General features: G+C 63.9%; 18 protein-coding genes. 7 read left to right on the top strand and 11 right to left on the bottom strand.

Annotated features, from left to right (window positions below; all coding sequences use genetic code 11):
* Window positions 1–108: 108 nt before the first annotated feature.
* The 6 genes from Q7J44_RS15770 to Q7J44_RS15745 form a co-directional block, all read right to left on the bottom strand.
* Entirely contained in the window at window positions 109–2,823 is a 2,715-nt protein-coding gene (locus tag Q7J44_RS15770) for a ribonuclease E/G (RefSeq protein WP_304881481.1), read from the bottom strand.
* Between the two features lie 433 nt (window positions 2,824–3,256).
* On the bottom strand, window positions 3,257–4,174 hold the full coding sequence (gene ppk2 / locus Q7J44_RS15765; RefSeq protein WP_304881479.1) for a polyphosphate kinase 2: 918 nt from the start codon (window positions 4,172–4,174) through the stop codon (window positions 3,257–3,259).
* A gap of 65 nt (window positions 4,175–4,239) precedes the next feature.
* Window positions 4,240–5,568 (bottom strand): sigma-54 dependent transcriptional regulator, encoded by a 1,329-nt coding sequence (locus tag Q7J44_RS15760; protein WP_304881477.1) that lies wholly within the window; start codon window positions 5,566–5,568, stop codon window positions 4,240–4,242.
* Between the two features lie 7 nt (window positions 5,569–5,575).
* Complete coding sequence (locus Q7J44_RS15755; RefSeq protein ID WP_370693030.1) at window positions 5,576–7,264, bottom strand: ATP-binding protein; 1,689 nt, start codon at window positions 7,262–7,264, stop codon at window positions 5,576–5,578.
* Between the two features lie 128 nt (window positions 7,265–7,392).
* Window positions 7,393–8,061 carry a phosphoribosylformylglycinamidine synthase subunit PurQ gene (purQ, locus tag Q7J44_RS15750; protein WP_304881473.1) on the bottom strand — a complete coding sequence of 223 codons (669 nt, stop codon included), beginning with the start codon at window positions 8,059–8,061 and terminating at the stop codon, window positions 7,393–7,395.
* Between the two features lie 71 nt (window positions 8,062–8,132).
* Complete coding sequence (locus Q7J44_RS15745; protein ID WP_304881471.1) at window positions 8,133–8,351, bottom strand: ribbon-helix-helix domain-containing protein; 219 nt, start codon at window positions 8,349–8,351, stop codon at window positions 8,133–8,135.
* 150 nt (window positions 8,352–8,501) lie between these two features.
* On the opposite strand from Q7J44_RS15745, the gene treY reads away from it, so the two are divergent.
* Window positions 8,502–10,757 carry a malto-oligosyltrehalose synthase gene (treY, locus tag Q7J44_RS15740; protein ID WP_304881469.1) on the top strand — a complete coding sequence of 752 codons (2,256 nt, stop codon included), beginning with the start codon at window positions 8,502–8,504 and terminating at the stop codon, window positions 10,755–10,757.
* Window positions 10,758–10,824: 67 nt separating this feature from the next.
* Here the strand turns inward: treY and Q7J44_RS15735 are convergent, their stop codons facing one another.
* On the bottom strand, window positions 10,825–11,283 hold the full coding sequence (locus Q7J44_RS15735; protein ID WP_304881467.1) for a pyridoxamine 5'-phosphate oxidase family protein: 459 nt from the start codon (window positions 11,281–11,283) through the stop codon (window positions 10,825–10,827).
* A gap of 215 nt (window positions 11,284–11,498) precedes the next feature.
* On the opposite strand from Q7J44_RS15735, the gene Q7J44_RS15730 reads away from it, so the two are divergent.
* On the top strand, window positions 11,499–12,851 hold the full coding sequence (locus tag Q7J44_RS15730) for a hypothetical protein (protein WP_304881466.1): 1,353 nt from the start codon (window positions 11,499–11,501) through the stop codon (window positions 12,849–12,851).
* On the top strand, window positions 12,852–13,622 hold the full coding sequence (locus tag Q7J44_RS15725) for a hypothetical protein (protein WP_304881465.1): 771 nt from the start codon (window positions 12,852–12,854) through the stop codon (window positions 13,620–13,622).
* Between the two features lie 15 nt (window positions 13,623–13,637).
* On the opposite strand, the gene galE is transcribed toward Q7J44_RS15725, so the two are convergent.
* On the bottom strand, window positions 13,638–14,621 hold the full coding sequence (gene galE, locus Q7J44_RS15720; RefSeq protein ID WP_304881464.1) for a UDP-glucose 4-epimerase GalE: 984 nt from the start codon (window positions 14,619–14,621) through the stop codon (window positions 13,638–13,640).
* Between the two features lie 198 nt (window positions 14,622–14,819).
* On the opposite strand from galE, the gene Q7J44_RS15715 reads away from it, so the two are divergent.
* From Q7J44_RS15715 to Q7J44_RS15705, 3 genes are all read left to right on the top strand, one after another.
* Window positions 14,820–15,833 (top strand): glycosyltransferase, encoded by a 1,014-nt coding sequence (locus Q7J44_RS15715; protein WP_304881462.1) that lies wholly within the window; start codon window positions 14,820–14,822, stop codon window positions 15,831–15,833.
* 97 nt (window positions 15,834–15,930) lie between these two features.
* Window positions 15,931–17,451: a DUF2793 domain-containing protein gene (locus tag Q7J44_RS15710; RefSeq protein ID WP_304881460.1), complete on the top strand. Its 1,521-nt coding sequence runs from the start codon at window positions 15,931–15,933 to the stop codon at window positions 17,449–17,451.
* A 97-nt stretch (window positions 17,452–17,548) separates the two neighbouring features.
* The gene (locus tag Q7J44_RS15705; RefSeq protein ID WP_304881458.1) at window positions 17,549–18,556 is read left to right on the top strand and encodes a hypothetical protein; all 1,008 of its coding nucleotides are present in this window, start codon (window positions 17,549–17,551) and stop codon (window positions 18,554–18,556) included.
* A gap of 40 nt (window positions 18,557–18,596) precedes the next feature.
* On the opposite strand, the gene Q7J44_RS15700 is transcribed toward Q7J44_RS15705, so the two are convergent.
* On the bottom strand, window positions 18,597–20,042 hold the full coding sequence (locus Q7J44_RS15700; RefSeq protein WP_304881457.1) for a mannose-1-phosphate guanylyltransferase/mannose-6-phosphate isomerase: 1,446 nt from the start codon (window positions 20,040–20,042) through the stop codon (window positions 18,597–18,599).
* A gap of 303 nt (window positions 20,043–20,345) precedes the next feature.
* Between Q7J44_RS15700 and Q7J44_RS15695 the strand changes: the two genes are divergently transcribed.
* On the top strand, window positions 20,346–20,924 hold the full coding sequence (locus Q7J44_RS15695) for a hypothetical protein (protein WP_304881455.1): 579 nt from the start codon (window positions 20,346–20,348) through the stop codon (window positions 20,922–20,924).
* A 4-nt stretch (window positions 20,925–20,928) separates the two neighbouring features.
* Here the strand turns inward: Q7J44_RS15695 and Q7J44_RS15690 are convergent, their stop codons facing one another.
* On the bottom strand, window positions 20,929–21,789 hold the full coding sequence (locus tag Q7J44_RS15690) for a hypothetical protein (RefSeq protein WP_304881453.1): 861 nt from the start codon (window positions 21,787–21,789) through the stop codon (window positions 20,929–20,931).
* A gap of 30 nt (window positions 21,790–21,819) precedes the next feature.
* A complete protein-coding gene (locus tag Q7J44_RS15685) occupies window positions 21,820–22,794 on the bottom strand; it encodes a GDP-L-fucose synthase (RefSeq protein WP_304881451.1) in 975 nt (324 codons plus the stop codon).
* Window positions 22,795–22,938 lie beyond the last annotated feature (144 nt).

Here is a 22,938-nt window from a genome sequence, read left to right as displayed (position 1 = left end):
CTGTTCGCGTCACGGGGGCGGGGTGTCACATCGGCGTGGCCCGGGTGAAACATCGTCAAATGAAACGGGGCGGCAGATTGCGCTGCCGCCCCGTTGTTCTGATTGGCCTTAGCGACCCAGTGTCCACCAGCCCTTGCGCTTGGGCTTGGCCGGGCCGTCATCTTCGGCCTCTGGCTCGGGGGCGTCGTCAAGGCCCGGGTCAGCAGCCAGAGAGGTCTGGGGTGCCGCCGGTGCGTCCGAGGGTGCGGGTTGCAGCACCGGCGCGGGTGCCGCCACCGGCTCGGGCTGCGGTGCGGGTTCGGGCGCAGGTACCGGAGTTGGTTCCGCAACAGGCTCGGGCGCGGGGGCAGGCTGCACCGCCTCTGCCACCGGAGCCACGGCTTCGGCGACGGCAGCCTCTGTTGCCTTTGGCTTGCGGGTCCGGGTGCGCTTTTTCGGGCCCTCTGCTGCAGGTTCTTCTGCAACGGGTGCCGCCGCCGGTTCCGCAGCTACCGGCTCTGACACCACTGCAGCGGGTTCCGCGCCTGCGGGGGCCGCTTTTGGTTTGCGGGTCCGGGTGCGCTTTTTCGGGGCCTCAGCCTCGGCTGCGGCGGGTGCAGGGTCGGCTGCAACATCAGCCTGTGCCGGAGCCTCAGCCGAAGCGTCGGTTTCGCTCAGGTCATCGCCATCATCCGCATCGCCATCGTCAGCAACCGCATTGCCATCGGCGTCGGTCCCGTTCGGGCCGGTGCCTTTGCGGCGGCGCCGACGGCGGCGTTTCTTCTTGGTGCCGTCGCCTTCGCGCGCCTCCTGCCGGGGTGCGGGCTTGTCTTCCGTGTCAGCCTCGGCCTCGGTTTCGACTTCGTCTTCCACATCATCTTCGATCGGCAGATCTTCGTCTTCTTCCTCGGCCACAGGCGCACCCATCAGGCTGGAGTTGCCCGAGATCACCGCACCCGGTTCCGGCACCACGCGCAGCGCGGTCTTGAACTTTTCGATGGTGTAATCGGGGCTGATCATCGACGGATCCGCCTCCAGCCGCACGGCCATGCCATAGCGGGCCTCGATCAGCGCGATATGTTCGCGTTTCTGGTTGATCAGGTAGTTGATGATCCCGACCGGAGCCTTGAGCAGCACTTCCTTGGACCGCTTGCGCGTGCCTTCTTCTTCCAGCGCGCGCAGAACCTGCAGCGCCATGGAATCGTCCGAGCGGATCAGCCCGGTGCCGTGGCAATGCGGGCAGGGCTGGGTGGTGGATTCGAGCATGCCGGGGCGCAGGCGCTGGCGGCTCATCTCCATCAGGCCAAAGCCCGAAATGCGGCCAACCTGAATGCGGGCGCGGTCGGTTTTCAGCTTGTCTTTCAGCTTCTTCTCGACGGCGGCGTTGTTGCGACGCTCTTCCATGTCGATGAAGTCGATGACGATCAGACCGGCAAGGTCGCGCAGACGCAGCTGGCGGGCCACCTCTTCGGCAGCCTCCAGGTTGGTTTTCAGCGCGGTGTCCTCGATGGAGCCTTCTTTGGTGGCGCGGCCCGAGTTCACGTCGATGGCGACCAGCGCCTCGGTGATGCCGATGACGATGTAGCCGCCGGATTTCAGCTGCACGGTCGGGTTGAACATGCCGCCCAGATAGCCTTCGACCTGATAACGGGCGAACAGCGGGGTCGGGTCCTGATACAGCTGCACCGCGCGGGCGTGGCTGGGCATGATCATGCGCATGAAGTCTTTGGCGACGCGGAAGCCTTCGGCCCCTTCGACCAGAACTTCGTCAATCTCACGGTTGTACAGATCGCGGATCGAGCGTTTGATCAGGTTGCCCTCTTCATAGATCGGGGCGGGGGCGATGGATTTCAGGGTCAGCTCGCGGATCTGTTCCCACAGGCGCATCAGGTATTCGTAGTCGCGCTTGATTTCCGCCTTGGTGCGCTTGGCGCCCGCCGTGCGGATGATCAGGCCGGCACCTTCCGGCACCTCGATCTCACCGGCGATTTCCTTGAGCTTCTTGCGGTCGGGCGCGTTGGTGATCTTGCGGCTGATGCCGCCGCCGCGCGCGGTGTTGGGCATCAACACGCAGTAGCGACCGGCCAGTGACAAGTAGGTCGTCAGCGCAGCGCCCTTGTTGCCGCGTTCTTCCTTGACCACCTGCACCAGCATGATCTGGCGAACCTTGATCACTTCCTGGATTTTATAGCGCCGGGCGCGGGGTTTGCGCGAAGAGCTGATTTCTTCCGACACATCCTCTTCGGCGATCGATTCAATCTCATCGTCGGTTTCCGAGGCGTGATCCATGGCGCGGTAAGGCGTTTCACCATTCCCGTTGCCCTTGTCAGCGCCGTTGTCACCGCCGTGATCGTGGTCATGATCCTGGGCGCCTTGGTCGTGCCCGGTGGCCGCTGCGGCGGCGTCGCCGTCCTGGTCCTCGTCCAGATCGACCACATCCATGCCGGCCGGGCCGGATGTTGTGGCATCCTGAACCTTTGCCTCTTCAGCGGCGGGCTTCGGACGGGGCGACCGGCGGCGAGAGCGGCGGTTTTCTTCCTCTTCCTCGGCGCGGGCATAGGCGCGTTCTTCTTCGATCAACGCTTTGCGGTCGGCGACCGGGATCTGGTAATAATCGGGATGAATTTCGGCAAATGCCAGAAATCCGTGCCGGTTACCGCCGTAATCGACGAAAGCCGCCTGAAGCGAGGGTTCGACCCGCGTTATCTTGGCAAGGTAGATGTTCCCTGCAAGCTGGCGTTTGTTGACGGTTTCAAAGTCAAATTCCTCAACCTTGTTTCCGTCGACCACAACCACCCGGGTTTCCTCGGGGTGGGTGGCATCAATAAGCATCTTCTTGGCCATAACATTCCATTGCGCCTGAGACGCATCAAACCCTCTGGCGGACCAGAGGGGCAATGATACGGGGAAAGGCGTCTTGTTCGGGCGGGCGCGCGCGTCAGGCGTGACGGCAGGATGCCCATTGGGCACCCCACGCCGTCTATCGTCTTTGTCGCGCGCGTCATCGCGGTTCAACTCTGAGGGGCGATAAGCCCCCCACCTTTAAAAAGCCCGTGCATCCAAAGACTTGCGGGCAATGACAACAGCCTTTCGGCCGATCCGGCTGCTTGCTTTTGCGCGCGTTTCATCGCGTCGGCGCTGGCAGGCAGAGAATTCTGTGCACAAGATACCCCATGCCCGCCAACCCTAGCGGGAAAGCGCGCGCAAGGGCAATGGGCAATTTCGCGGCAAATGTTGCGGTTGCGGTGCAGCCGGGCGGGGTTTGCGCTGCTGCCGGTCAATATTTGGCGGGCACATACAGCTCTGGTGGCAGGACAGCGCGTTCGTAGTCTGGGTTGAACACGCGTTCGGGCAGGTGAACCTCTTCATGCGGAACAGGCTCGTACGGGATCAGGCCAAGCAGGTGGTCGATGCAGTTCAGGCGGGCGCGCTTTTTGTCGTTGCCTTCCACGATATACCACGGCGCTTCGGGAATGTTGGTGCGGGCCATCATTTCCTCTTTCGCCTTGGTGTACTGCTCCCACCGCACCCGGCTTTGCAGATCCATCGGCGAGAGTTTCCACTGCTTCATCGGATCATGGATGCGCATGAGGAACCGCATCTGCTGTTCTTCATCGGTGATCGAAAACCAGTATTTGATCACCGTGATGCCCGACCGTACCAGCATACGTTCAAATTCCGGTACGTCGTGGAAGAACTGCTCGACCTGATCTTCACTGGCAAAGCCCATCACCCGTTCCACCCCGGCGCGGTTGTACCAGCTGCGGTCGAACAGCACGATTTCGCCGCCTGCGGGCAGGTGTGGCACATAGCGCTGGAAATACCACTGCGATTTTTCACGGTCGGATGGCGCGGGCAGGGCGACCGTGCGTACCACGCGCGGGTTCAGGCGCTGGGTCAGGCGTTTGATGACGCCGCCTTTTCCAGCGCTGTCGCGGCCCTCAAAGATCACCACGACTTTTTTGCCATGATACTGCACCCAGTCCTGCAGCTTGATCAGTTCCGACTGCATTCGGATCAGCGCATGGAAATAGGCGTGCCGGTCGATGGTTTCGGGGTGCTTTTCCTTGTAGATCCGCGCGATTTCCAGCGACAGCTGGGCATCTTCCAGCTCCAGCTCGAAATCCTCGTCAAAGGTGTCGGCCAGTTCAGCCTGAAGCCAGTCTTGCGCGGGGGTATTCGAAGGGGTGGTCACGGCGGGCACCTTTCAGGTTTTCCCGCCGTGAATACCTTTCGCTGTGTAACAGCAGTGCGACGGGATCAGGTGTAATCCTGCCGCTGCAAGCCGTATTTCGCCATCTTTTCGTTCAGCGTCCGGCGCGGCAGGCACAATTCGTCCATCACCGCGACGATGCTGCCCTTGTGGCGGCGCATGGTGTTGTCGATCAGCATTTTCTCGAAGCTTTCGACATATTCCTTCAGCGGTTTGCCTTCGGTGGTCATCGCCGGACCCGACGCCTCGTTATCCGCCATCAGCAGGCTGGCGATGGAGCCTGACCCGCGCCGGTTCTGCAACACGGCGCGTTCGGCGATGTTGACCAGCTGGCGCACATTGCCGGGCCATGGCGCCTGCAACAGTTGTGCCGCCTCTTGCGCGGTGACCTGCGGTGCCTCGCAGCCGTATTCTTCGGCAAATTGTTCGGACATGCGGGTGAACAGCGTCAGAATATCCTCGCCGCGCGCGCGCAGCGGCGGGCACAGGATGGTCATCGCGCCAAGCCGGTAGAACAGATCGGCGCGCAGGATGTCTTCCAGCGTCTTGTCCGCCGCATGTTCATTGCAGATCGCGATGATCCGGGTTTCAGGCGGAGTGCCGGACTCGTTGATCAGGGTCAGCAGGCGGGCCTGCAGCGAATGGCTCAGCGCCTCCACATCTTCCAGACACAGCGTGCCGCCACGCGCCTCTTCGACCAGCGGGATGGTGCCATCTTCCGCCGGGCCGAACAGTTTCGACGACAGCTGATCTTCCGACCATGCAGCACAAGAGATGGTGACGAACTTTTTCGACGCGCGCGGGCCGACGGCATGCAGCGCATGGGCGACCAAGGTTTTGCCGGTGCCGGTTTCGCCGTCGATCAGCACGTGAGAATCCGCCTGACCCAGATCGAGGATATCCTCGCGCAACCGCTCCATCACCGGGCTGCCGCCGATCAGCTTTTTCATCAGCACCGAGCCGTCAGACAATTCGCGGCGCAGAGCGCGGTTGTCCAGCGTCAGGCGGCGGGCCTGCGTGGCCTTTTTCGCCAGTTCCGTCATCCGGTCGGGGTTGAACGGCTTTTCCAGAAAGTCATAGGCCCCGACCCGCATCGCCTCGACCGCCATCGGCACATCGCCGTGGCCGGTGATCATGATGACGGGCAGCCCCGAATCCATGCTCATCAGCCGTTTCAGGAAGGCCATGCCATCCATTCCGGGCATCTTGATATCGCTGACGACCACGCCGGCAAAATCGGCGCTGATACCTTTGAGCGCATCTTCGGCACTCGCATAGGTTTCGGTGTCAAAGCCCGAAAGGGCCAGCCACTGACTGATGGATTGACGCATATCGGCTTCGTCATCGACGATGGCCACTTTCATTGCGCGCGACATGAAAACCTCATTCCGCAGCTTCCTGCTCGTTTATAGGCCTCATCAGAGGCAATTGCATTTCAAAAACCGCGCCGCCACCTTCGGCATTGCGCGCGGTCAACCGGCCGCCCAGATCGCCAACGATACCGCTGGAGATCGCAAGACCAAGGCCAACGCCTTCGCCGGGTTTCTTGGTGGTGTAGAAGGGCTCGAAAAGGTTATCCAGTTCGGCAATCCCGTGCCCGTTGTCGCGGACCATCAGCATGGCGGTGTCGCCCTGCGACAGGATCAGATCGATCTGCGGGCCCTGCCGGTCCTTGGTCGCGTCCAGCGCATTGCGCAGCAGGTTGATGATCACCTGCTCCAGCCGGATCCGGTCTGCCATCACCATCACCGGCTGGCGCGGCAGGGTGCGGGTGATCTTGACCACCCGCGCTTTCAGCTGGGGTTCCATCATCGACAGGGCCGAGCTGAGGGCCTGGCGCAGATCGACCGGCTCGAACGCCTCACCGCCCTTGCGGGCGTAGGATTTCAGCTGGCGGGTGATCGCGCCCATCCGTTCGATCAGATCGTCGATGCGCTGGAATGACGACAAGGCTTCTTCCGGGCGGCGGCGCTGCAACAGCAGGCGGGCCCCGGCCAGATAGGTTTTCATCGCAGCCAGAGGCTGGTTCAGCTCGTGGCTGACGGCTGCCGACATTTCCCCCAGCGCCGCCAGTTTGGACGATTGGGCCAGCGTCAGTTCGGCCACGGCCAGATCTTTCTGGACCTTCTCGCGTTCGGCAATCTCGCGTTGCAGCCGGGCATTGAGCAGCCGCAGCTCTGCCGATTCGCGCTGAAAGCTCATGCTTTGCGACCAGGCCTTGCGCGACAGGCCATAGAAGGTCAGCGCCAGCAGAATAGCAAAGCCCATGATCTCCAGCGCCAGCACGCCATTGACCCGTTCGCGCACCGAATCGTAGGCGGTGAAGGTCACCATCCGCCAGCCCCGGAACGGCACGCGGGCCTCGGTTTTCATCACGGCCTGTCCGGACAGATAGGCGTCGGGCGGGTTCTGGGCCCAGTCGGCCGTGGCCTGCAACGCGCGGCCGATGGCGGTGGGGGGTTCGCGCGCCGCCATCGCCTCGGTCAGGGGCAGACCGCGCCAGCGGGGTTCGGTGGCCAGTATGACCGTGCCTTCGCTGTCGGTCACCAGCACGGCATCCTGAAATCCGGTCCAGGCGCGTTCGTATTTCTGCAGGTCGACCGCCACCGCGATCACACCGACGGAACGGCCATCCACGATGATCGACCGGGAATAGGTGAAATCGAACCCCGCCGTGCCGCGCCGCGCCACGGTGAAGATCGTGTCCTTGGCCCGCAACGCATCAACGTAGAAGCTTTCGTTGCGGTAGGGGGTGCCCAGCAGATTGCGGTTGGTCGCGCCGACCACCCTGCCATCGCGGTCCATCAGCATGATCGAGGCCACGCCGATTTCGGATTGCACCTTGATCAGCCGTTGCGAGGTCTGGGAAAAATTGCCGTTGCGCAACGCCTCACCAAAGGCGGGGTCGGTGGACAGCAGCAAGGGCACGACCGAGGTGCGCTGCAGTTCGGAAATCATGTTGCCGGAGTACAGCGCCAGCCGCAGATCGGCCCGGTTGCGCGTGGTTTCGGAAAACCGTTCGGTCAGCCAGCGGTTTGTCACCAGAACCACGCCGATGGCGAGAACAACCATCAGCGCAATCACCAGTTTCACGCGCCAGGAAATCCCCTGCGCGTCTTCGCTCTGGTCTGCTGGATAGGTTCTGTCCGCCATGCGCCGGACTCTAGGCCCAGGTCACGACCGCCTCAAGCGCTGGCCGGTCAGGCAAGCGCCATCCCGCCCATCAATGACCGGAACATTCCGGCACCATCGGTGCCGCCGTGAACCGGCTCACACGCACGCTCGGGGTGGGGCATCATGCCCAGCACCCGGCGGTTTTCGGACAGCACACCGGCGATGTCGGCCATCGAGCCATTGGGGTTGGCCGCATAGGTAAAGGCGATGCGGTCTTCGCCCTGCAGTTTTGCCAGACCTTCGGCGTCGATGGTGTAGTTGCCATCATGGTGGGCGATGGGAATTTCAATCTCTTGCCCGCGGCCATAGGTGTTGGTGTAGGGGCTGTCAGTCGTGGCCACGCGCAGGGCCACGCGTTTGCAGGCGAATTTCAGACCTGCGTTGCGCATCAGAACCCCGGGCAGCAGGCCCATTTCTGTCAGCACCTGAAACCCGTTGCAGATGCCCAGAACATAGCCGCCCTTTGCCCCATGCGCCTTGATTGCCGGGGCTATCGGCGACTGCGCCGCAATGGCCCCGCAGCGCAGATAGTCGCCAAAGGAAAATCCGCCCGGCACGCCCACAACATCGGTGCCATGCGGCAGGTCGGTATCCTTGTGCCAGACCCGCGTCACCTGAAAACCGGCCTGTTCAAAGGCAAGTGCCAGATCCCGGTCGCAGTTCGAACCGGGGAAGGTGATGACAGCGGCTTTCATGGGACTCTCCCTGAGGATGCGATGCAGTGGCCATAGCGCAAGCCGCGGTCCGCTTCCAGTCCGCGATTGGGCTATTTGCGCTGATAATGCTGCAGCACAAACACCCGGATGGCCGAGGCCAGCCCTTCATCGCCCTGACGGCCCGCGTCGATGCGGGCGGCAAGGGCGTTGACCGTTTCGCCCTGATCGGCCGCGATGGCGCGGAACGCCTCCCAGAAACTGACCTCCAGCGACACGCTGGTGCGGTGGCCGTGCAGGGTCAGCGAATGTTTCACGGGGCGTGTGGTCATCTGAACAGTCTAGCGCCGGAACGGAGCCGGGCAAAGGGCAGATGGGCGGATGAAACACAGCTTTGCGACGGTTGGCGGGAACCGAACGGCGGCAAGCGGGTTGGGCCTGTGACCAATCGTTAATATGCCTGCTGAAGGGACACCCTGCTGATGCTGCCTGTTGCCACCTATCGCCTGCAACTGCGCAACGGCGTGACCTTTGACCGCGTGATCCACGACCTTGATGCGATTGCGCGGCTGGGGATCAGCCATCTGTACCTGTCGCCGGTCTTCACCGCGACCACCGGATCGACCCACGGATATGATGTGACCCGGCCCGATGCGGTGGACCCGGCCTTGGGTGGGCTGGAGGGATTCTGCCGCTTGGCTGATGAAGCGCGGGGCAGGGGTTTGGGCCTTATTCTGGATATCGTGCCGAACCACACCGCCTTTTCGCTGGAAAACCCGTGGCTGTGTGATGTGCTGCGGTATGGGGCAGCCAGCCGCTACGCCCGGCACTTTGACATTGACTGGTCTGCGGGCCGTCTTGCTCTGCCATGGCTGCCGCGCACGCTGGAGGCGCTGCGTGCCGAGGGGGCTGTGTCTGTGCAGGAAGACGCGCAGCTTGGGCCCGTGCTGGCGGTGGCGGATCTGCGGGTGCCGCTGCATGGCGGCGGTGAAGGCACGCTGGATGCGGTGCTGGACCGTCAGCCCTGGCAGCTGATCCATTGGGAGGCCGAAAGTGACCGGATCACGCACCGACGCTTTTTCAACATCACCGACCTGATCTGCATGCGGGTGGACCGCGACGACGTGTTTGACGACATGCACCGCCTTGTCCTTGATCTGGTAGACAGCGGGCACGTGCAGGGGCTGCGCGTGGACCATGTTGACGGGCTGCGCGTGCCGGGGGCCTATCTGGCGCGGTTGCGCAAGCGTGTGGGGCCGGATGTGCCGGTCTGGGTCGAGAAGATCCTTGTCGGTGATGAGCCGCTGCCGGACTGGCCGGTCGAAGGCACAACCGGCTATGAACACGCCCGCAGCTTCGCACAGGTGCTGACGCCGGAAAGGGGGGCGCAGGCGCTGACCAAGCTGTGGGCTGATGCCACCGGGTGCAGTCCCGACTATGCTGCGACCCTGAAGGCGGCAAAGCGTGACATTCTGCGGCATGACCTGGCGGCCGAGGTGCTGCGGCTGGTTGAAGCGGCCAGCGCCGCCCTTGCCGACGACATCCACCATGACCCCGGACCGGAAACCCTGCGCCAGTCGGTGATGGGCATGCTGGAGTCGATGCCGGTCTATCGCAGCTATTTCGGGGAAAGCGGCATGGCCGCAGACTTCGCCGATCGGACCGCCGAGACGATGCGCGAGTTTGTGCGGCTGCATGTCCGCCCGCCCACCACGGCGCTGCGTCTGATTGACTGTGTGGTGCAGGCGCAGACCCCGGCGGAAATTGCGTTCCGGGATCTGTTTCAGCAGACCAGCGGGGCGGTCATGGCCAAATCGGCCGAGGATACGACCTTTTACCGCTTTGTCCCCTATCCGGCAGCCTGTGAGGTCGGGGCGTCGCCGGATGATGTGTCGTTGAACACGGATGAATTTGCCAGACTCACCGCCGGGGTTGCGCCGGGAGCGATGGTTCTGACCTCGACGCATGACACCAAGCGCAGCGAGGATGCCCGGATGCGGCTGGTGGCCTGCGCGCAGTTGCCTGATGCGGTTCAGGTGCTGTGGCGTGACCTGTGCGCAGTGCCCCGCGTGACAGAGGCCGAGCGCGACGGGCTGCGCAAGGATGAGTTGTGGGTGCTGATGCACGCGTTGCTATCCGCGTGGCAACCGGCAGAGGATGTCCCCGATCTGGCCGAAAGGGTCGTCGCCTATCTGGAAAAGGCAATGCGCGAGGCCAAGGACATCACATCGCCCTCGTTCCCCGATGCGCAGGCCGAGACTCCGGCCCTTGCACTGGCGCGTGACCTTGCCAGGGAATGGCAGACGACGCTGCCAGAGGCTGCGGCGGCGCTGATTGATCGCGGCGAAGTGCTGTCGCTGGTGCAGCTGGCGTTCAAATGCCTGTCGCGCGGAGTGCCGGACATTTACCGTGGCTGCGAGGGGCCGTCGTTCTGGCTGACTGACCCTGACAATCGCATCCCGGTTGATCCGGTGCAACTTTCAGCCTTGCAGCATGTCGACGGCTTTGCAGGGCGGAAATACCGGCTGACGCGCTGTCTGCTGCAACTGCGTGAGGAGCGTATTGCCGACCTGCGTGGGCCGGGTGCGACCCGGGTGGTGCAGGCAAACCGCTGTTACAGTGTGCGGCGCGAAACCGCATCGGGGGAAATCTGGGTTGATATCGACGTCGATCAGGAACCGACCGTCCTTGTGAAACCCCTGGCCCTGCAACGCTTGCGCACATTTGCCGCGCGATAAAGTAAAGCCCCCCGGTCAATGCAGACCGGGGGGCTTCGGGTTTTGCGACGGACCGCAGCGCCGCCTGTCAGAATTTCAGGCTGAAATGCTCGCCCATATCGGGTTCTTTGCCGGTGACCTTGGACTTTGCCAGCTCAAACGCAAAGCCAAGCCCGCCAACGGTCAGCCAGACCTCGGCCATGGCAGGTGTCAGCTTGATCAGCCGGATGTCCGGATCGTCGATCCCGTCAAACCAGCTGCTGGCGACCGGGTTCCACAATTCTTCCAGCTTGGCGCGGTCCTGCACCAGTGCGGCATTGCCTTCGATCCGGGCGTGGATGTTGCTTTCCCCGGTGACGATCAGCGAGGCGTCGGTCTCCCCTTGGGTGACCGCATCGACCAGCGCTGTGCCTTGTGCCGTGATGAACCAGATGGCCCCGTCTTCCTTGCGGGCATAGGGCGACATCGGCACGTGCCGCGCCGAGCCGATGCCCAGCATGGCGGAATTGACGTCTTCCAGTTCTTTCCAGAATTTCTCAGTCGACATGGATCACCTCATTTACGTGCATCGGGGCCCGGGCTGTTGTGCCAGACGTGCCCCTTCGCGCATCAACGCGGGGCGCATGGTGGCGGTTCCTTTGCGGGGCTGGATTGCCCGGAACAGCGTTCACGCTGTTGGCATTTGGTGCGCGGGCCTGCCGCGCCTATCTTTCACACAGCCGTTTGCCGGGTTCCGGCCGCATCCAAGGGAGCCGCAGCCGCATGACCCAGACACCCACCCCTGCCGAGGCACGGGGCCTGCAATCGGCGCGCGAGATCGAAGGCCACCTCAAGGCGCTGGAAACCTTTACCCCGATGGCGCTGGGCGTCTTGTCGGTCGCATCGGGGATCTACACCTATCTTGGTGTGTCGTCCTTGCTGAATGACACGGGTGCTATGAGCTTTTTTGCCGCCGTGGCCTATTCGCTGGCGGTCTCGGTCGCGATCTTCGTGTTCTGGAGCTATCTGATCCGCCTGCTGCCCGCGATGCGCAGTGCATCGTCCCGGCTGGGGCTGTTTTTGTCGATGGCGCTGGGGTCTGTGGCGATTATCGCCATGTCCAGTTGGCTGAACGCGGCGGCGCTGGCGGGATCTGCGGCGGTGGAACAGCATCTGGCGAAAACCGTGCAGCAGTATCAGGTCGGGCTGGAGCAGGCCAACCGGGTGACGGTGGCGGCGCAGGGGCTGGGGCTGGATGTTGCGCGCACACGGCAGAGCTTTCAGGATCTGTCGGCACAGGAGGCGACGGGCAACTTGTCGGGCACGGCGGGGCGCGGCGCGGTGTTCCGCGTGCTGATCCAGAAAGCGGATGAGCTGGCCGGGCTGGAAGCCCAGATTGCAGCGCAGGCACCGCTGGTGGATGCTGCGTTCTCTGAGGGCAACCAGATCCTCAGCCGGATGCGGGCGCTGACGGCATCGGCCGGGGACGTTGAACAGCGGTCGGTGGAGTTTGCGGAAGAATCCGTGCGTTTGGCCGGGCTGATCGCGCAGTTGCGGCAGTTGTCGGTGGCCCCGCTGGTGGCGCGGGCGGCGCAGGATCTGTCGGCGTCAGTGGTGGTGCCGGAATTGGACGGATCGACCGACAGCATCCGCAGCGGTCAGCGCAGCACGATTGATGCTGTGCTGACCCTGCTGGCGCAGCGGGCGACGACGCTGAAGGCGGCGGCGGATGAGGTGCTGGCGATGCCAACGCCGGATGACACCACCTATGCCCCGATCTCCACTGCCGATGCGGTGCTGCGCTATGCGGGCGATTTCATCCCCTCCTGGGCGGGGGCAATTGCCATTGACCTGCTGCCTGCCGTGCTGGTGCTGATCATGATGGTGGCCCAAAGTGCCATCCGGTCAGACCGGGGCACTGCAGCGCCCGAAGAGACGATGACACTGTCGGAGATACGCGCTGCCGTGACGGCGCTGCGGGCGCTGGAGCAGCCCGCGCCACAGGCCCAGGCGCAACCCGTGGCGCAGCCGGCGGATGACCGACCCCCCACCGACCGGCCTGTACCGGTGGCTGCGGTCACCGACCCGGTAGCGCCAGAGCCGCCTGTACCGCATGTGTTCAGCGGCAGGCGCTGAATGGCTGGCGAGAAGAAACTTCGCTCGGGGCAGGTGCTGCAGGCCATGCTGGCGGCACAGATCGCGCTGGCCGGGCTGATTGTGTTCGGCGATTTACAGCGCGTCCTGCCGGGCCTGTGGCAGGGCAACCCGGCCCCGCCTGCCGCAGTGCCCGTGCGGCCCGGCGATCAGACCCGCCGCTACACCCCGCGCGACCTGCCGCGCGAACAGCCCGCCGGGCCGGATTTTCCCCGCAGCGATTCGGTGCCCGAGCGGTTGCAGTTCACGCAAACACGGTCGGGCGGTGTGGCGACGGTCCTGCTTGAAGGGGCAATCGCCCCCGGCGACAGTGCCCGCTTTGCTGAGTATCTGAAGCAGCGCACGGCCCCACCCGACCTGATCGCCCTGCACAGCCCCGGCGGATCGGTCACCGATGCGCTGGAGATCGGGCGGATGATCCGCGCGGTAGAGCTGCCGACGCGGATGCAGGCGGGGGCGGCGTGCTTTTCCGCCTGCCCCTACATGCTGGCTGCCGGAACCGAACGGCAGGTCAGCCGCAAGGCCCTCGTCGGGGTGCATCAGCATTATTTCGGCGAAAACACCCTGCTGCCCGCCTTTGTCGCGGTGCAAAGCATCCAGCACGGTCAGGGCGAGGTGCTGGACTATCTGGACGCCATGGGCATCGACCTGCGCCTGTCAGCCAAGGCGATGCAGACCCCGCCGGACAATATCTACATTCTGCTGGAAGAAGAGCTGACCGGCTTTGCCCTGGCGACAGAGATGGTGGATTGACTGACAGGTGCCGGATCAGGCCTTGAAGCCCGGTTTCCCATGCCACTGCCAGGCATCACGGATCATCTGATCCATGGTCGAATGCGCACGGGTCCAGCCCAGCTCGGTTTCGGCGCGGTCGCTGCCCGAGACCAGCACGGCGGCATCGCCGGGCCTGCGCGGGCCTTCGGTCATCGGCACCGGGCGGTTGGTGACCTGACCGGCATGGCGGATGACATCGCGCACCGAAAACCCGGTGCCGCTGCCAAGGTTGAAAGACCGCGATCCTTTGCCATCAAGCAACCATTTCAGGCCCAGCACATGGGCATTGGCCAGATCGGTGACGTGCAGATAATCGCGGATGCAGGTGCCGTCTGCGGTCGGATAGTCGGTGCCGTGCAGCACAAGCGCATCGCGCCGCCCGGCAATGGCGTCCAGCATCAGCGGGATCAGATGGGTTTCGGGCGTGTGCTGTTCGCCCAGCTCGCCTTCGGGGTCCGCGCCTGCGACGTTGAAATAACGGAAGATCACGTGTTGCAGGCCGAAGGCCGCTTCAAAATTGCTCAGCACGTCTTCTATCGCGCGTTTCGATGCGCCATAGGCGTTGATCGGGCGCTGCTGGGTGCCCTCATCCAGCATCACCCCGTCCTGATCGCCATAGGTGGCGCAGGTGGACGAGAAGATGAAATTCATGCAGCCCGCCGCCACCGCCGCCTCGGCCAGATTGAGCGCGCCGCCCAGATTGACGCGCCAGTAATGGCCCGGGTCCTTCATGCTTTCGCCCACCAGCGACAGCGCCGCGAAATGCAGCACGGCGACCGGAGCATACTGCGCAAAGGCAGCATCAACTGCGGCGCGGTCCAGCAGATCAGCTTCCACCAGCGGGCCGTATCTGACCGCGTCGCGCCAGCCGGTTGACAGATTGTCGAAGGTGACCGGAACGAATCCGGCCCCCGCAAGCGCCTTGCACGCGTGCGAGCCGATGTAGCCCGCGCCCCCTGTCACCAGAACATGATCCAACGGCAGCCCTCCCTGATGTTCAGCTTTGGTGGTGCCATGCGGCTCCTGCTCTAACAACCACAAATCATGCCAGACGTTCCGCACCCGCAGGTTAGGGCAAATGGGCTTGAGCCTTTGCGGTGGCTGGCCCATACCGCAGCAGGTGCTGGCTTTGGCCGGACAAGGGCATCGGTGGGCGTGGGGGGCGGGCAAATCAGTATGCAGACACAGCTGAAACTCGTGGCACTTGTCGTGACTTACAATCGTCTGGCGCAGTTGCAGCGCACCATTGCGGCCTTGCTGGCCTGCCCGGACGCCCTGCTACAGACCGTGGTCGTTGTGGACAATTGCAGCACTGACGGGACGGCGGCTTGGCTGGCGGCACAGACCGACAGCCGTTTGCAGGTGGAGAGTTTGGCCGAAAACCGGGGTGGGGCGGGCGGCTTTGCCCATGGCATCGCCTTTGTCCGCGCCGAGCTGGACCCCGACTGGCTTGTCGTGATGGATGATGATGCGCGGCCGCAGGAAGGTGCGGTGCAGCAGTTTCACAGCCTGTTGCACCAGGGCGCTTTGGATGGCGTCGAGGGCGTTGCCGCTGCGGTGCGCCATCCGGACGGGCAGATCTGCCGGATGAACCGCCCGACGGTGAACCCATTCTGGCACCTGACGGTGTTTGTGCGCACCTTGCTGGGGGGCGGGCGGAACGCGTTTCATCTGGGCAACACCGCGTTTGAGGGGGCGCAGATCGTGCCGGTTGACGGGGCGTCCTTTGTGGGGCTGTTCTTGTCGCGGCAGGGTCTGGCGCGCGCGGGGGTGCCGGATGCGCGGCTGTTTCTCTATGCCGATGATGCGATCTACACCATGACCCTGACCCGGCGCGGCGGCAGGCTGGTGTTTGCGCCGCAGATCCGGTTCGAACATGACACAGGTTCGCTGTCGGCGGCTGGCATCGTGATGCCGGTGTGGAAGGTCTATTACTACCATCGCAACCGCCTGTTTCTGTACCGCCTCGCCGCCGGACCCGCGTTCTGGCTGTTGCTGCCACTGTGGGTGTGGAGCTGGCCCCAGCTGGCGCGGCATTACGCCCCTGCCGACCGTCCGGCCTTTCGCCGGCTGATCTGGCGGGCGTTCCGTGATGCTGTCCTGCGCGACACGTCGCTGGATCATGCGGGGGTGATGCGGCTTGCGGCCGGGGAGGATGACCCCCGACCAGTGACGCGCGATATTGGTTAATCAATCCCTACCAGTGCCGCCGCAGCGGTAAAACGGCGTCAGCCAATTTGCGACTACGGTACGGGCTTGCACAGACCTTACCCAGGAGCCCGCAGAGATGCCGGACACAACGCCCAATCTTGCCATGCCCTATATTCTTCCGGCACAGGCGCAAAAGCATGTCACGCACAACGAGGCACTGCAGATCATCGACGCTGCCGCCCAGTTGTGTGTCGAGGCCATCGGCCAGAACACACCGCCCGAAACCGCGCAGAACGGGCAGGTCTGGGCCATCGGGGCCGCCCCGACCGGGCTTTGGACCGGGCAGTCGGGCAAATTGGCGATTCATGCCGGTAATGGCTGGCTGTTTGTACCGGCGCAAGAGGGGTGGCGGGCCTGGGACCGCGCCACGGCCACGTTGCAGGTGCGTCAGGCCGGGGACTGGGCGCAGTTGCCGATGGATCAGCTTTCGGGCCTTGGAATCGGGACAGGGTCTGATGCTGTCAACCGGCTGGCAGTCGCCTCGCAGGCGTCGTTGTTCAGCCATGACGGGGCGGGGCATCAATTGAAAATCAACAAGGCGGCCCCGATCGACACCGCCAGCCTGTTGTTTCAGACCGGCTGGTCCGGGCGGGCCGAGATGGGGCTGGCGGGGAATGATGCCTTTGCCATCAAGGTCAGTGCCGATGGCGCAGCGTGGTCCGAGGCGCTGGGCACCGTGCCCGCAACCGGGCAGCTGCGCTTTCCCGCCGGGGCACTTTTGCCCGGCGGCACGGCAGTCGACCCGGCGCTGGGGTTTGACGGCGATGGCGGCACCGGGCTGTTCAGCCCCGCTGCGCATCAGATCGGCCTGAGCACCGGCGGGGTTGCGCGGGCGGTGGTAACCGACACGGCGCTGCAGCTGTCGGTGCCGGTGACCGGAACGGCGGTCACGCAAAGCGCCAGCGATACCACCGCCGGGCGCTTGCTGAAGGTGGGGGATTTCGGCATTGGTGCCAGCCTGCTGCTGGCGGATTTTACCCAAGATATCGCGCCGGGGGTCTATACCTATCAGGAGGCGACAGCTGTCGGCGCACCGGGTAGCGGTGCTGCTTTTTCCGGCAGCGCCATTGTCAGCAAAGCCACGAGCGGCGGCTGTGTGATCATCGCGGCGCGATTGGCCAGCGGGGCAGATATCAGGTTCTGGCACGGTCGCCGCACCACGGCGACCGGCCCTGTGCTATGGACCGAAATGTTGCACCAGGCCCGGGTTGTCGGCACGGTTGCACAAACGGCGGGTCTGCCCACCGGGGCGGTCATCGAGCGCGGCACCAATGCGAACGGCAATTTCACGCGCTTTGCGGACGGGACGCAGATCTGCTGGCGCGATCTGGCTGCGCCCTCGCTGGCGGTGACCACCGCGCGCGGGGCGCTTTTCACCAACAGTTCTTTGACCGTTCCCAGCTTTCCGATGGCCTTTGTCGGGGCACCGTTGGTAACGTTGCGGGGGGGATTCGCAGCCTCGGCCGATGGTTGGCTGACGATGAACGGCAGCCCCACCACAACCGCGCTGACCAATGGCGTCTTGCGCGCCTTTTCCGCCGTGGCGCTGACCGAAGAGTTCCGCTGGGGCTATACCGCCATTGGCCGCTGGTTCTGAGGGGGATGCTGTGCCGGGGTGAAAGGGGCAAGGTTGATTTTTCCCCCTGGCCCCGGCACAGTCGCAGAATTGTGCCAATGCGAGTGAAAGAATGCCGATGCCAAGCCCCACTGATACGGATCTGTCCCCCCTGTTGGTGGTGGCAGGTGACGACCCCTTGGCACCACCGATCGCCGCGCAGCTTGCGGCCCTGTTTCCGGGCCGGGAATTGACCCGCTTTCCTGATCTTGAAGCGGCGGTCAGTGTCGGGGGGGACAGCGAGATCATCGTCCCTGTCACACATCCCGTCGAGGCGATTGCCCGGCATCTTTCCGCGCGTGGCAGTGTTGAAGGCGCCCTGACCGACTGGAAGTCAGCGGCAGAGCCGCTGCTGCGGGCCGCGCGTCGGGTGCGTCGCCGGCTGCGTCTGGTGGATGCGCGTGGCCTTGCCAGCGCCGAGGCGCAGGTGCTTGCCCAACTGGCGGAGGCAGGCGAACCGGCCATCGTCAAAGACCTTCCGCCGCCCCTGGATCCGGTCTTGCTGGTCATCGCCGAAGCGGCCTTGCTGCGCGATCCCGAGGCATCGCGCCTTGCCGACGAAATCGCGGCCCTTCGTCGTGGGGGCGACGGTGGCGGTTTGTCTGTTGTGGGATGTCAGGCTGCGTTGCAGGTCCATCGGCAGGCGAAAGTCGAAGCGGACCGGCTGCAGGAAGCGGTGGCCGCCCTGGAGGAAAAGGCAAATCTGCTGGATGCCGAAGTCAGCCTGCTGCGCGAAAGTCTGGCACTGCGGCTTGGCACCGACAGGATTGCAGGCGATGACGCTGGCCAAAAGCGGCTGGCGGCCTTGCCCGCCGGGTTGCGGTCGTTGCACGATACCCTTGCCGATCTGAAACTGCAGACGGCCAAGGTGCAGGCATTGCAGCACCAGCTGGACACAGCCACAGAACAGGCTGCCGGGCGAGAGGCCACACTGGCCGCGATTTTGCTGAAGGATCAGCAGGTGATTCTGGCTGGAACCGAGAGCAAAGCGCGCGCTGATCAGCTGGAGCGGGAGCTGCACAGCGTTTACGCGTCAAGATCCTGGCGCGTCACTGGCCCTTTCCGGGCGCTGCGCGCCACAGGCTGACGGCCTGACCCGAGGCTTGCCAGTCAGCTATCTGTCGCGCTCAGCCCTTCGCGCCCTGACCCCGTGAATAGACATCCTCGTACCGGATGATGTCGTCTTCGCCCAGATAGCTGCCGGTCTGCACTTCGATCAGCACCATCGGCAGCTTGCCGGGGTTTTCCATGCGGTGCACGGCCCCCAGCGGAATGTAGACCGACTGGTTTTCGGTCAGCAGCCGGACGTCGTTGTCGACGGTCACCCTTGCTGTGCCCTGCACCACGATCCAGTGTTCAGACCGGTGGTGGTGTGATTGCAGGCTCAGCGCTGCACCGGGGTTCACCACAATCCGCTTGACCTGAAACCGTGATCCGATCACTAGGCTTTCGAACATGCCCCAGGGGCGGTGGTCGGTCGGGAAGGTGGTGGCCTGCGCGGCACCGCGCGCCTTGAGGATGGCGACCGCCTCTTTCACCCGCTGGCTTTGCGATTTATGCGCGACCAGAACCGCATCGGTGGTGGCGATGGCGATGATGTCGGTTAGGCCGATCCCGACCAGTTCAATCCGCGGGGTTTCCGACCGCAGCAGCGTGTCTTCGCAATCAATCGCGGTGGCGTTGGCCGAGGCGACATTGCCCGATGCATCGGGCCCGGCCTCTTGCCAGACCGCATCCCAGCCGCCCAGATCGGACCAGCCGGCGGAAAATGGCATCACCGCAAGATTGGCGGCCTTTTCCATGATCGCGTAGTCGATCGAGATATCGGGCACATCGGCCCAGGCCGCCGGGTCCAGCCGGGTGAAGGACAGGTCGGGCTGGGCTTTGGCCACAGCCGCCTGCACCGGGCCAAGCACCTGCGGGGCGTGATCCTGAAACGCCTTGACCAGCGTGGCGGCGGTGAACAGGAAAATCCCCGCGTTCCACAGGAAATTGCCAGCATTCAGCATCGTCGTGGCCGTTGCCGCGTCAGGCTTTTCGACAAAGCGGGCCAGCGATTGCGGGGTATCGGCCATCGGGTCTGCCCCCGCTGCCAGTTCCAGATAGCCATAGCCGGTTTCGGCCCGGGTGGGCGTGATGCCGAAGGTGATGATATCGCCCGCCATCGCGCGCGCGGAGGCGGCATGAACCGCCGCGCGGAAGGCCGCATCATCGGGCACCACATGGTCAGACGGGGCCACCAGCAGCAGGGCATCCGCATCAAGCTGCTGCAGATGCAGGGCGGCGGCCAGAACGGCGGGGGCGGTGTTGCGCCCCTCAGGCTCGATCAGGATCGCCTGCGGGGCGGCTTCGATCCCGGCCAGCTGTTCGACCACGATGAAGCGGAAATCATTGCTGGTGATGATGACGGGGGCAGAAAACCCATCGCCTTTCAGACGCCGGGCAGCAGCCTGAAACAGGCTCTCATTTCCGGTCAGACGCGAAAACTGCTTGGGAAAGGACTGCCGCGACAACGGCCACAGCCGCGTGCCCGAACCGCCGCACAAAAGGACAGGGTAAATACTGGGTGTCATGGTCTGACCTGCTTACTCTTACTCACACAACCTGAAACGCTGGCAGAAAACACGATAAGGGTCCCTGTGATGCCGCCCGCCATAAACACCTGACCCGTGTGACCCATCCTGTCCAGCCGTTTCTGCATGTGTTTTTTGCCCGATCCTGTGTGCATGTCAATGAAAGCACGGGTGAATGGCCACGACACGGCCAAGGGGCGGCACATTTGCGGCGGCGCGACGGACCGGCTGGTGCCGGGCGGATGAAACTGGCATTCTGCTTTGGTCGTCTCGGTTCCTTGTTGCTGTTCAGGAGTGTTCCCAGTGCCCCATCCTTGTGTCGAAGACTCTGCCATCACGCTGCACCGCCTGCGGCAGGCCACCATCATGGCCCCCGCCGAAGAGGGGGGGCACATCAGCCCCAATGTCTATTTTTCATGGGACAGCGCGCAGGCCGAGGTGGCAATCGCGGTGCAATCGGCTCCCGGCCAGCTTCTGACGGCAGAGGTCACGCTGCAAGGGTCCCCGCGCTGGTTTGCGCTGAACATCGGTCTTGGCGCGGGCGCTTTTGCTGCTGGGGACAGTTTTGGTCTGGTGATCGACGCCAGCAGCACTGTGCCGTTCGATTGCCAGCCGTTTGTCCGCTCCAGCAAGGAAGACGAGACCCTAGATACCATCCTTGCGGAAGAGATCAGGCTGACACCCGCTGGCGGCGCATCGGTTATGCTGCACTGCATCGCGGCCAGCGATCCGCTGGTCTGGGCCGGGCAGTTCCACACGCTGATCCTGCCGTTGCCCAAACAGAATTTCCGCCTTGACCTGCGCGATTTGCGGCTGCTGCATCTTGGCTCGGGTGAGGCCGCGATGGCGGGGCAAAGAACCCTGACAGCGGTCGCCGTCTGACGGGTCAGAAATCGATGCCGCTGCGTTCCACCCGGTGAAAGGGCCGCGACAATCGCTGCGCAACATCGGAAAAAGAGCTCCAATGGCTGGCCAGCAGCAGCGGTGCCGAGGTCAGCAGCATCAGGTCGGCCATCGCATATTGCAACTGCCGGGGCGAGCGGTCGTACGATTCGCGCGGCAGAAAGCGCAGTTTGTGGCCAAACCTTTCGGACAGCGCGGCATAGGTTGCAGCCAGATCGGCGGCGACAAAGGCGTGTCTGGCCCCCTGATCAAACGCCCGCGTCAGGCGGTCGACAAAGCGGGACACATCACTTTTCATGCGCCATTCGATCAGCTCGCGGTGCCGCTCTGCGGGCCAGTTTTCAGGGGATTCATGCGACAGATGGTCGAAGGCCGGGCCGGTGGCCATGCGGATATGCGCCGCCACGTCCGACGGGTGGCGCACTGTTTGCACCAGATCCCAGACCGGCTGTGACGGCACCAACCGGCGCAGAAAGACCTGCTCTTGCGCCATGCTGGTCAGGCGGGTGGTCAGGGAATAGGCCGACCGGATATAGACATCACCCCCGGTGTCCTTGCCCTCCAGCACCGCTGCGCCATGCGCCGATCCCGGCTCGATCTCCATGTAATTATAGACCTTTGTGGCCCGCGCGCGGAAACTGTCGGCGCTGTCATCCTCGATCACCGGGCCGGGGTAATCCAGCAGATCGGCCAATCGCGCCTGACAATGGTGGTCGGGCCGCCAGACCACAACCAGTTGCCGCCCCGTCCCCCTTGCGATCACCGCAGCCGACGCCATGGCCCGCAGCCGGTTGCATAGCCCGTGCTGGGTGTCGATGAACAGGTGCGCGCGGGCAGCGGGCATCAGCCGTGCCCCCGGACCCGCGCGCGCTGGTCAGGAGGCGCGCAGCGCATCGGGGTCAGTCGACAGGAACCAGTCATAGGTCTGCGCGAGTCCGTCACGCAACTCGATCCGGGCCCGCCAGCCCATGCCGGCCAGCCGCGACACATCCATCAGCTTTTGCATCGTGCCGTCGGGCTTTGTCGGGTCCGTCTCTATCTGCCCGCCAAAGCCGGTCACTTCGGCGACGGTGCGGGCCAGATCAAGGATCGTGATATCCCGCCCGGTCCCCACATTGATGTGGCTGAGCATCGGTTGCGTGTTTGCGTCATACACGTCTTTTGGCAGATCCAGCACGAACAGGCTGGCCTCGGCCATATCATTAACGTGCAGGAATTCGCGTCGGGGCTGGCCAGAACCCCAGATCGTCACCCGCTTTTCACCGGCGCGGGCGGCGGTGTGAAACCGGCGGATCAGGGCGGGCAGCACATGGCTGTTCTGCGGATGGAAATTGTCGCCGGGGCCGTAAAGGTTGGTTGGCATCACCGACCGGAAATCGGTGCCGTGCTGCCGGTTGTAGCTTTCGCACAGCTTGATCCCGGCGATCTTGGCGATGGCATAGGGTTCATTCGTCGGCTCCAACACGCCGGTCAGCAGGGCACCTTCCGCCATCGGCTGTGCGACCGCGCGGGGGTAGATGCAGGACGACCCCAACTGCAACAGCCGTCTGACCCCGGCGGCATGGGCCTGATGGATCACATTGCATTCGATCATCAGGTTTTGATAAATGAAATCCGCCGGATAGCTGTTGTTGGCATGGATACCGCCAACCTTTGCGGCGGCCAGAATCACCACATCGGGCCGTTCCTTCTGCATGAAGGCCTGAACCTGCGTCTGGCTGGTCAGGTCAAGCTCGGCATGGCTGCGGGTCAGCAGGGTCAGCGCTTCGCCCGCTGCAACACGCGCCTGCAACAGGCGCAGGATGGCAGACCCGACCATGCCCCGGTGTCCGGCGATGTAGATTTTCATTGGTCAGGCGTTCCAGAATAATTCAACCAGAACGATACTGACTGCACAGTCCTGTGGCAAGACGATCTGCGCCCGGCGGGAGCGGGCCCTGCAGCAGGCAACACGCACCAGTCGCAGGCCGTGCAACCCCGGACCAAACCCGTT

The sequence above is a fragment of the Pseudotabrizicola sp. genome (assembly GCF_030656345.1).
Classification (GTDB): domain Bacteria; phylum Pseudomonadota; class Alphaproteobacteria; order Rhodobacterales; family Rhodobacteraceae; genus Pseudotabrizicola.
This window is presented reverse-complemented; position numbering and strand designations above follow the sequence as displayed.